The organism is Streptomyces sp. CC53 (genome assembly GCF_001865245.1).
Lineage (GTDB): Bacteria > Actinomycetota > Actinomycetes > Streptomycetales > Streptomycetaceae > Streptomyces.
In genome coordinates this window covers 24,638-34,005 of sequence record NZ_MKXB01000100.1, presented here as the reverse complement: position 1 = coordinate 34,005, position 9,368 = coordinate 24,638, and the positions used below count along the sequence as shown (strand labels likewise).

Below are 9,368 nucleotides of genomic sequence, written 5' to 3'. Positions count from 1 at the left end.
GGGCCGTCCGCCCCGCCCCGCACACCCCCGCCACCGGCGGGACCCGCCCCCCCGTCCCAGCGGCTGCGCCCGGCGACTTCCGGCACCGCGGGCACGGACGCCCCACCCGTGGGTAGCATCCCCGTGCGGCAGCGAGAGGAGCCACACCATGCACACCGCGCACACCGCCACCTACACCGCTGAGATCACCACCACGCCCTGCCCCCGGTGCCAGGCCACCGTCGCCGGCGTCAACGGCCGCTACGCCTGCACCTTCTGCGGCTGGTGCAGCCCCTACGTGCCGCCCGAGGCCGCCCCGGTCTGCACCCCCTGCCGCGACGGCTGCACCGCGCATCCCACCGGGTAGCCGTCACCGCCTAGGCTCTACCGCATGTCTCGAATCGACGGCCGCACCCCAGAACAGCTCCGCCCGGTCACCATCGAACGCGGCTGGACCAAGCACGCCGAGGGCTCCGTCCTCATCTCCTGCGGCGACACCCGCGTCCTGTGCACCGCCTCCGTCACCGAAGGCGTCCCGCGCTGGCGCAAGGGCAGCGGCGAAGGCTGGGTCACCGCCGAATACTCCATGCTCCCGCGCTCCACCAACACCCGCGGCGACCGCGAATCCGTCCGCGGCAAGATCGGCGGCCGCACCCACGAGATCTCCCGCCTCATCGGCCGCTCCCTGCGGGCCGTCATCGACTACAAGGCCCTCGGCGAGAACACCATCGTCCTCGACTGCGACGTCCTCCAGGCCGACGGCGGCACCCGTACCACCGCCGTCACCGGCGCCTTCGTCGCCCTCGCCGACGCCGTCGCCTGGGCGCAGCGCAAGAAGCTCGTCAAGGCCGGCCGCACGCCCCTCACCGGCACCGTCGCCGCCGTCTCCGTCGGCATCGTCGACGGCACCCCCCTCCTCGACCTCTGCTACGAGGAGGACGTCCGCGCCGAGACCGACATGAACGTCGTCTGCACCGGCGACGGCCGCTTCGTCGAGGTCCAGGGCACCGCCGAGGCCGAGCCCTTCGACCGCAAGGAGCTCAACGCCCTGCTCGACCTCGCCACGGGGGGCTGCGCCGACCTCGCCGCCCTCCAGCGCGCCGCCCTCGACACCACCGCCTGAGCAACCCGACGCGCCCCACCGGCGTCTTTCGTCTCCGCGGGCGTACGTGAAGCCCCCCAGGCCCGTACGCCCGCCCGCCGCCACCGTCCCGGGGAGGACCCCACCCATGCGCCGTACCGCCCTGACCGTCGCCGCCCTCACCCTCACCACGGCCGCCCTCACCGGCTGCGGCGCCCTCGACACGGCTCTCGACTGCGTCAGGACCGCCGACGCCATCGCCACCAGCGTCGACCGTCTCAGCCAGGCCGTCGCCAACGCCGGTGACCCCACGCAGATCCAGGAGTCCCTGGACGACATCGACCGCGAGCTCGACAACCTCCGCGACACCACCGGCAACACCGACCTCACCCAGGCCGTCGACGACCTCTCCGCCGGGGTCGACACCGTCCGCACCGCCGTCGAGAAGGGCGATGCCACGCCCGACCTCACGCCGATCACCAACGCGGCCTCCGAGGTCGCCAAGGTCTGCACCCCGTAAGGACACGCGTCACGGCCCCCGCCGCCGCTCCGCCGCCGCCCCGCGGGGCACGGCGGGGGCCGCACCCGCGCACCGCACCCGCGCACCGCACCCGCACGCCGCACCCGGATGCCGGACGCCGGGCGCCCGGGCTCACGGGCGCGGGGCACCGGGATACTGGACGCCATGACCCGCCTGATCCTCGCCACCCGCAACGCCAAGAAGATCACCGAGCTGCGCGCCATCCTCGCCGACGCCGGACTCGCCCACGACCTCGTGGGCGCCGACGCCTACCCCGAGATCCCCGACGTCAAGGAGACCGGCGTCACCTTCGCCGAGAACGCCCTGCTCAAGGCACACGCCCTGGCCCGCGCCACCGGTCTCCCGGCCATCGCCGACGACTCGGGCCTCTGCGTCGACGTCCTCGGCGGCGCACCCGGCATCTTCTCCGCCCGCTGGGCCGGCACCCACGGCGACGACCGGGCCAACCTGGACCTGCTCCTCGCGCAGCTGTCCGACATCGACGCCCCCCACCGCGGGGCCCACTTCGCGTGCGCGGCGGCCCTGGCCCTGCCGGACGGCACGGAGCACGTGGTCGAGGGCCGCCTGGAGGGCACCCTGCGCCACACCCCGTCCGGCACGGGCGGCTTCGGCTACGACCCGGTCCTCCAGCCGCACGGCGAGACCCGCACGTGCGCGGAGCTGACCCCCGAGGAGAAGAACGCCATCAGCCACCGCGGCAAGGCGTTCCGCGCCCTGGTGCCCGTCCTGCGGGACGTGCTGGACTGAGCGCCCGTACGACGAAGGCCCACCCGGGACGTCCGGGTGGGCCTACGCGGTGACCTCGTGCGGCCGGTGGGACTCGAACCCACATGGGCTTACGCCCAGAGGCACCTAAAACCTCCGCTTATACCGATTCAGCAACGGCCGCGTGCCCGCCCATGCTACCGGTGACGTGGTGCCCGTCCACGCGGGATTCCCGTTCCGCACCGGAGCCCAGCCGACCGCGGCCGCAGGCCGGTCGGCCCGCCGGACCGCCGCGGCGCGGGTCCCCGCCGGCGGACCGTCCGACGGGCGGCTCAGATGCCGAGGTCCTTGATCAGCTTGGCGACGTGGCCGGTGGCCTTCACGTTGTAGAGGGCGCGTTCGACCTTGCCCTTCTCGTCGACGATGACCGTGGAGCGGATGACGCCCGTCACCGTCTTGCCGTACAGCTTCTTCTCGCCGAAGGCGCCGTACGCCTCCAGGACCGCCTTGTCCGGGTCGCCGACCAGGGTGACCTTCAGGTCCTCCTTCTCGCGGAACTTCGCCAGCTTCTCGGGCTTGTCCGGGGAGACGCCGATCACGTCGTACCCCGCGCCCGCCAGGACCTCCAGGTTGTCGGTGAAGTCGCAGGCCTGCTTGGTGCAGCCGGGCGTCAGGGCCGCCGGGTAGAAGTAGACGATGACCTTGCGGCCCTCGTAGTCGGCGAGGGAGACGTCCTTGCCGTCCGCGTCCGGCAGGGTGAAGGCGGGGGCGGTGTCGCCGGGCTGCAGTCGCTCGCTCATGGCTCTGGTCTCCTCGCGGGTGCTCTGGTGCTTGCCCGACCGAGCCTAATGGGGGTCTGTGGCGGGCTTCCGGGCGGCGAGCTGACAGACTGGCCCTTGACAACACCACGGACCCTCGGAGGCAGCGCGTGTCGGACGACAGGACCCCTGCGCAGATCGAGGCGGACATCATCCGCCGGCGCGAGCAGCTGGCCCTCACGCTCGACGAGATCGGTGTGCGGGTGCACCCGAAGACCATCATCGGTGACGCGAAGGCACGGGTGGCGTCCACCGTGGACGAGACCGCCGGCCGGGCCTTCGTCGCCGTCAACCGGGTCGTGACCGACGTCCGCGAGCGGTTCGTCGCCGAGGACGGCTCGCCGCGCCTGGAGCGGGTGCTGCCGGTGGCCATGGTCGCGCTCGGCGTGATCGGGCTGCTCGCGGTGTCCGCGCGCCGCCGCAAGGACTGAACAGGGGCCCCGGCCTCCCCGGCCGGACCCGCCGCGAGGACCCACCCCGGGCCCTCGCGGGGCCCCGGGCCGGGTAAGTTCATGGGGTGAGCGAGAACACCCACGACAAGTTGCCCATCCGGATGCTGCACGACCGGGTGCTGGTCCGGTCCGACACGCCCGAGGGCGAGCGGAGGTCCGGAGGCGGCATCCTCATCCCGGCGACCGCTGCCGTAGGCCGCAGGCTGGCCTGGGCCGAGGTGGTCGCCGTCGGCCAGAACGTGCGGACCGTGGAGCCCGGCGACCGGGTGCTGTACGACCCCGAGGACCGCGCCGAGGTGGAGGTCCGCGGTGTGGCGTACGTCCTGATGCGGGAGCGCGACCTGCACGCGGTGGCGGCGGACCGCTTCGAGGGGTCGGAGGACTCCACGGGGCTGTACCTCTGAGGCGCCCGGGGGTGCCGCGCCGCGCGGTTTGCTAGCGTGGAGGGCACCCCGACGAGACGCGCCGTACCGGGTCCCAAGGCAAAGACGACGCACCACGGAAGAGTTCCTCGATCCGCGAAGGTGTGTCGTCATGGCCTGGGTTCTGCTCATCGCCGCCGGTCTGCTGGAGATCGGCTGGTCGATCGGGATGAAGTTCACCGACGGGTTCACCCGGCTCTGGCCGAGCCTGCTGACCGGCCTCGGCATCGTCGCCAGCATGGCCCTGCTGGCCCAGGCCGCGAAGACCCTGCCCATCGGCACGGCGTACGGCGTGTGGGTGGGGATCGGCGCCGCCGGGGCGGCGGTCGTCGGCATGGTCGTCCTCGACGAGCCGGTGACCGCCGCCCGGATCTTCTTCGTGTGCCTGCTGCTGGTGGCCGTGGTGGGTCTGAAGGCGACCTCCGGTCACTGAGTGCCCGGTGGGCGGCTGCGGGTGGCGGCCGGTCCGCGGCCGTGGCCGCCCTGCTGCCCCGCCGGCTCGTGCCACAGGTCCGGCTCCTGCGCCCACGGGTCCCGCCCCGGGGGTTCCTGCCCCCAGGGCTGCTGCGCCCAGGGGTCCGACGGCGGCTGCGGGGCGTCCCGCAGGTGCTCCGGTACCCGCAGGTCGAAGTCCCGCACGGGCTCGGCCTCCAGCACGGTGCTCGTGTAGTGCGCCCAGATTTCCGCCGGGGCGCCGCCGCCGTTGATCCGGGGCAGGCCCATCGCCCCGTACAGGGGTTTCTGGGCGCCGGTCTTCGGGTCCTGGCCCATCAGGGCGACGACGGTGGCGAGCTCCGGGGTGTAGCCGGCGAACCAGGCGGCCTTGTCGTCCTCGGCCGTGCCGGTCTTGCCGGCGGCGGGGCGCCCGACCGCGCCCGCCGCGGTGCCGGTGCCGCCCTCCACGACGCCGCGCAGCAGCGCCGTCGTCGCGTCGGCGGCCTCCCGGCTGACGGCCTGGCGGGTCGGCCCGCCGTCGGCCGGCGGGGCCAGGGTGGCGGGCAGCGGGAGCGGCTCGGGGCCGCGCGGGCCGATCCGCTCCACCTTCTCCACCAGGGAATAGGTGCCGCCGCGCCGCCCGTGGTTGGCGAGGGTGGCGTAGGCGCCGGCCATGTCGAGGACGCTGGCGGTGGCCGGTCCGAGGGCGATGGACGGTGAGGCGTTGAGGTCGGGGGTGTCGGGCGGGAGGCCCAGGGCGACGGCGGTGCGTTCGACGGCCTTCGGGCCCACGTCGACGGCGAGTTGGGCGTACACCGCGTTGACCGAGCGGTCGGTGGCGGTGCTCAGGGTGATGCCGCCGTAGCTGTGGTCGTCCTCGTTGGCGGGGGCGTAGGGGGAGCCGGTCCAGCCCTCGACGGGGCGCTTGTTGGTGCCGTCGTAGATGGTGGCGGGGGTGATGGGCTCGCCGTACTGGGTGGTGGCTCCGCGGTCGACGGCGGCGGCGAACACGAACGGCTTGAAGGTGGAGCCGACCTGGTAGTCCCGCCGGGTGGCGTTGTTGACGTACTGCCGGGTGTAGCCGATGCCGCCGTAGAGGGCGACGACCTTGCCCGTGGCGGGTTCGACGGATGCGCCGCCGACGCGGACGTAGCGGTCGACGGGGCGGGTGCCGGGGTCGAGGCGGGAGAGCACCCGGGCGCCGACGGCGTCGGCGAAGGCGTCGACCCGGTCCTTCCGCAGGGTGGTGGTGATGCGGTAGCCGCCCGCGGCCAGCTCGTCGCTGCGGACGATGCCGTGACGGGTGAGGTAGGCGTTCACGGCCTGCACGGCGTAGCCGCGCTGCCCGGAGAGGCCGGCGGCGGGACGGGCGGGCGTCACGGCGGGGAAGGTGAGCCGGGCGCGTTCCGCCGCGGTGAGCCAGCGCTCCTCGACCATCGCGTCCAGGACGTGGTTCCAGCGGGCCAGCGCACGCGTCTGGTTGCCGGTGCGGGAGCCGACGTCGTAGGCGCTGGGGGCGTTGAGGAGTGCGGCGAGGTAGGCGCCCTCCGCGGTGCCGAGTTCGTCGACGTCCTTGCCGTAGTAGGCGCGGGCGGCGGCCTGCACGCCGTAGGCGTTGCGGCCGTAGTAGCTGGTGTTCAGGTAGCCCTCCAGGATGTGGTCCTTGGAGGTGCGCCGGTCGAGCTTGATGGCGATGAAGAACTCCTTCACCTTGCGGGTGAGGGTGCGTTCCTGGCCGAGGTAGTAGTTCTTGACGTACTGCTGGGTGATGGTGGAGCCGCCCTGGGTGCCCTTGCCGCTGAGGGTGTTCCAGGCGGCGCGCAGGAGCGCTCCGGGGTCGACTCCGGGTTCGGAGTGGAAGTCCCGGTCCTCGGCCGCGAGGACGGCGTGCCGCAGGGATTCGGGGACGCGGGAGAGGCGGACGTTCTCCCGGTTGACCTTGCCGGCCTGGGCGAGGGGGCTGCCGTCGGCGTACAGGTAGACGTTGGCCTGGGCGGTGGCCTGGGCGTTGGCGGGCGGGATGTCGATGAGGTGGTAGCCCGCGAGGAAGCCGCCGGCGCCGAGCAGCAGGAGCAGCAGGAGACTGCCGAGCAGCATGCGCCGGGTGGGGACGAGGCGGCGCCATCCGGTGCGGCGGCGGCGCCGGGCCGCGCGGCGTTCGGCTCGGCGGGCGCGGCGGGTGGGGGATGCCGGGCCCGGACGGGGGCGGTTCCCCGGCGGGGCGCCGTGGACGGTCGGGTCGCGTGGCTCCCAGCCTCCTGGCGGCAGCGGGGCGTCGTCGCTCATGTGCCTCCGGCCCTGTCCTTGTCTGAGTTTGACGGTGTGTGTCACTTTTTGCCCCCACCCTGTTTCTCATACTGCACCGCGGGTGGCGCGATCCCGCGCATTCCGGTGTCCCGCCTGCCGCGGTCGCGGGAGGGCGGAGGCGCGAAAACCCGTCGCGGACGGTGCGGCGCCGCTGCTAGGCTCTCGGACTTTGCGCCCGGCGGGCGGGCGGCGGCGGAGGGAGGAGAGGTGCGGCTGTACGCGGCCGTCGTGGCGGGGTCCTTCCGGCGCCACGCGACCTACCGGGTGGCCACCGCCGCGGGGGTGTTCACGAACACCGTCTTCGGTTTCGTCCTGGCGTTCACCTATGCGGCCCTGTGGGAGGAACGTCCGCGGCTCGGCGGCTACGACCTGCCGGAAGCGCTGGCGTACGTGTGGATCGGGCAGGCGCTGCTCGCGGTCTGCTCCCTCATGGGCGGCGGCTTCGAGGACGAGCTGATCGAGCGCGTCAAGAGCGGCGACATCGCCGTGGACCTCTACCGGCCCGCCGACCTCCAGCTGTGGTGGCTGTCGGTCGCCGTGGGGCGCGCGGCGTTCCAGTTCCTGGGGCGTGGCGCCGCGCCCCTGCTGGTGGGCGCCCTCGCCTTCGACGTGGCGCTCCCGCAGAACCCGTGGACGTGGCCGGCCTTCGTGGTGTCCGTGCTGCTCGGCGTGGTGGTGAGCTTCGGCGTGTGGTTCCTCGTGGCGCTGTCGGTGTTCTGGCTGATGGACGGCGCGGGCGTGGTGCAGGTGGCGTGGCTGTCCGGGCTGTTCTTCTCCGGGATGCTCCTGCCGCTGCACGTCTTCCCGGGCGTGCTCGGCGAGGTGGCGCGTGCGCTGCCGTGGGCGTCGATGCTCCAGGTGCCGGCCGACGTGTTCCTGGAGAAGCGGACCGGGTGGGCGCTGCTGGGGGCGTACGGGTTCCAGGCCGGCTGGGCGCTGGTGCTGCTGGCGGCGGGCCGGGCGCTGCAGACCGTGGCGACGCGCAGGGTGGTGGTGCAGGGTGGGTGACGCGGCTGCCCGGCTGGCTGACGGCCTGCGGACCTACCGCCTGATCGCGGCCATGTGGATCCGCGCCACGATGACGTACCGCTTCTCGTTCGCGGTGACGCTGCTGTCGAACCTGGTCGCGAACTTCTTCGACTTCGTGGTCATCCTGCTGATGTTCACGCACGTGCGCGGGCTGGGCGGGTTCTCCTTCGCCGAGGTCGCCTTCCTCTACGGGACGACGAGTACGGCCTTCGGCCTGGCGGACCTCGCCTTCGGGCAGGTGTCCCGGCTGGGGCGGCGGGTGCGGGACGGCACGCTGGACACGCTGCTGGTCCGGCCGGTGCCGGTGCTCGCGCAGGTGGCCGCGGACCGGTTCGCGCTGCGCCGGCTCGGGCGGACCCTCCAGGGCCTGCTGGTGCTGGTGTGGTCCCTCGTGGTGCTGGACGGGGTGGCGTGGACCCCCGTGACGGTGGCGATGGTGCCGCTGATGGTGGTGACCGGCACGTTGATCTTCGGATCGGTGATGGTGGCGGGCGCGGCGTTCCAGTTCTGGGCGCAGGACGGCGCCGAGGTCGTGAACTCCTTCACCTACGGCGGGAACACCCTCCTCCAGTACCCGCCGTCCATCTTCGCGGGCGAGCTGGTGCGGGGGGTCGTCTACGTGGTGCCGCTGGCGTTCGTGAACTGGGTGCCGGCCCTGTACGTCCTGGGGCGGGAGGCGCCGGCGGGCCTGCCGTGGTGGGCGGCGTTCGCGTCACCGCTGGTGGCGGTGGTGTGCACGGGGCTGGCAGGGCTGGCCTGGCGGGCGGGGCTGCGTTCGTACCGGAGCACGGGGAGCTGAGGCGGCATGGCACAGACCGAGCGGACGACGGCACCGGACCGGGTGCCGGACGCCGGGTTCATCGAACTGGAAGGGGTGGAGAAGGTCTTCGACGTACGGCGCCGCACGGGGCTGCTGCGCCGGGAGCGGCACCGGGTGCGGGCGGTGGACGGCATCTCGTTCCGGGTGGCGCGCGGCGAGATGGTGGGCTACATCGGCCCGAACGGTGCCGGCAAGTCCACGACGATCAAGATGCTGACGGGCATCCTGACGCCGAGCGGCGGCCGTCTGCGCGTCGCGGGCGTCGACCCCCATCGGGAGCGGACCCGGCTGGCCCGCCGCATCGGCGTGGTCTTCGGCCAGCGGACGACCCTGTGGTGGGACCTGCCGCTGCGGGACTCGTACCGGCTGATGCACCGCATGTACCGCATCCCCGACGCCCGCTTCCGGGAGAACCTGGACCGCTGCGTGGAACTGCTGGAGCTCGGCGACCTGCTGGGGGTGCCGGTCCGTCAGCTGTCCCTGGGGCAGCGGATGCGCGGGGACATCGCGGCGGCGCTGCTCCACGACCCGGAGGTGCTGTACCTCGACGAGCCGACGATCGGCCTGGACGTCGTGTCGAAGGCCAAGGTCCGCGCGTTCCTCCGCGCGCTCAACGCGGAGCACGGCACGACGGTCCTCCTCACCACGCACGACCTCACCGACATCGAGCAGCTGTGCCGGCGGGTCATGGTCATCGACCAGGGCCGCCTGATGTACGACGGCACGCTCGGCGGGCTGCACGAGCAGGGGGCGGGCGAGCGCACCCTCGTCGTGGACCT

General features: G+C 73.3%; 12 protein-coding genes, 1 tRNA gene and 1 riboswitch. Of the genes, 10 read left to right on the top strand and 3 right to left on the bottom strand.

Annotation, left to right across the window (positions count from 1 at the left end):
• The first annotated feature begins 148 nt into the window (after positions 1-148).
• The 4 genes from BJP40_RS09150 (at position 149) to rdgB (ending at position 2,348) form a co-directional block, all read left to right on the top strand.
• Complete coding sequence (locus BJP40_RS09150) at positions 149-346, top strand: hypothetical protein (RefSeq protein ID WP_071273870.1); 198 nt, start codon at positions 149-151, stop codon at positions 344-346.
• Positions 347-370: 24 nt separating this feature from the next.
• Positions 371-1,102 carry a ribonuclease PH gene (rph, locus tag BJP40_RS09145; RefSeq protein WP_071273873.1) on the top strand — a complete coding sequence of 244 codons (732 nt, stop codon included), beginning with the start codon at positions 371-373 and terminating at the stop codon, positions 1,100-1,102.
• Positions 1,103-1,208: 106 nt separating this feature from the next.
• Positions 1,209-1,580: a hypothetical protein gene (locus BJP40_RS09140; RefSeq protein ID WP_071269278.1), complete on the top strand. Its 372-nt coding sequence runs from the start codon at positions 1,209-1,211 to the stop codon at positions 1,578-1,580.
• Positions 1,581-1,745: 165 nt separating this feature from the next.
• Entirely contained in the window at positions 1,746-2,348 is a 603-nt protein-coding gene (gene rdgB, locus BJP40_RS09135; protein ID WP_071269279.1) for an RdgB/HAM1 family non-canonical purine NTP pyrophosphatase, read from the top strand.
• A 58-nt stretch (positions 2,349-2,406) separates the two neighbouring features.
• Here the strand turns inward: rdgB and BJP40_RS09130 are convergent.
• Together BJP40_RS09130 and bcp are read right to left on the bottom strand one after the other, a co-directional pair.
• Positions 2,407-2,490, bottom strand: a tRNA-Leu gene (locus tag BJP40_RS09130).
• A 148-nt stretch (positions 2,491-2,638) separates the two neighbouring features.
• Positions 2,639-3,106 (bottom strand): thioredoxin-dependent thiol peroxidase, encoded by a 468-nt coding sequence (gene bcp, locus BJP40_RS09125; RefSeq protein WP_071269280.1) that lies wholly within the window; start codon positions 3,104-3,106, stop codon positions 2,639-2,641.
• Positions 3,107-3,234: 128 nt separating this feature from the next.
• Here bcp and BJP40_RS09120 point away from each other — a divergent pair, with 128 nt between their 5' ends.
• The 3 genes from BJP40_RS09120 to BJP40_RS09110 all read left to right on the top strand — a co-directional run bounded on the left by BJP40_RS09120 (position 3,235) and on the right by BJP40_RS09110 (position 4,431).
• On the top strand, positions 3,235-3,555 hold the full coding sequence (locus tag BJP40_RS09120) for a DUF3618 domain-containing protein (RefSeq protein ID WP_071269281.1): 321 nt from the start codon (positions 3,235-3,237) through the stop codon (positions 3,553-3,555).
• 86 nt (positions 3,556-3,641) lie between these two features.
• Positions 3,642-3,980: a co-chaperone GroES gene (locus BJP40_RS09115; RefSeq protein ID WP_071269282.1), complete on the top strand. Its 339-nt coding sequence runs from the start codon at positions 3,642-3,644 to the stop codon at positions 3,978-3,980.
• A 25-nt stretch (positions 3,981-4,005) separates the two neighbouring features.
• A riboswitch (guanidine-III (ykkC-III) riboswitch) is annotated at positions 4,006-4,074 on the top strand.
• Between the two features lie 36 nt (positions 4,075-4,110).
• A complete protein-coding gene (locus BJP40_RS09110; RefSeq protein WP_071269283.1) occupies positions 4,111-4,431 on the top strand; it encodes a multidrug efflux SMR transporter in 321 nt (106 codons plus the stop codon).
• Here the strand turns inward: BJP40_RS09110 and BJP40_RS09105 are convergent.
• Positions 4,425-6,719, bottom strand: coding sequence for a transglycosylase domain-containing protein (locus tag BJP40_RS09105; RefSeq protein ID WP_079171042.1), 2,295 nt, complete (start codon positions 6,717-6,719; stop codon positions 4,425-4,427). The two genes, BJP40_RS09110 and BJP40_RS09105, sit on opposite strands and share 7 nt — an antisense overlap.
• Positions 6,720-6,947: 228 nt before the next feature.
• Here BJP40_RS09105 and BJP40_RS09100 point away from each other — a divergent pair, with 228 nt between their 5' ends.
• From BJP40_RS09100 to BJP40_RS09090, 3 genes are all read left to right on the top strand, one after another.
• Entirely contained in the window at positions 6,948-7,748 is an 801-nt protein-coding gene (locus tag BJP40_RS09100; protein ID WP_071269205.1) for an ABC-2 family transporter protein, read from the top strand.
• Positions 7,749-7,800: 52 nt separating this feature from the next.
• A complete protein-coding gene (locus tag BJP40_RS09095; RefSeq protein ID WP_071269209.1) occupies positions 7,801-8,568 on the top strand; it encodes an ABC transporter permease in 768 nt (255 codons plus the stop codon).
• Positions 8,569-8,574: 6 nt separating this feature from the next.
• Positions 8,575-9,368, top strand: a 794-nt coding sequence (locus BJP40_RS09090; protein ID WP_177204344.1) for an ATP-binding cassette domain-containing protein, incomplete at its 3' end; no start/stop codon positions are given.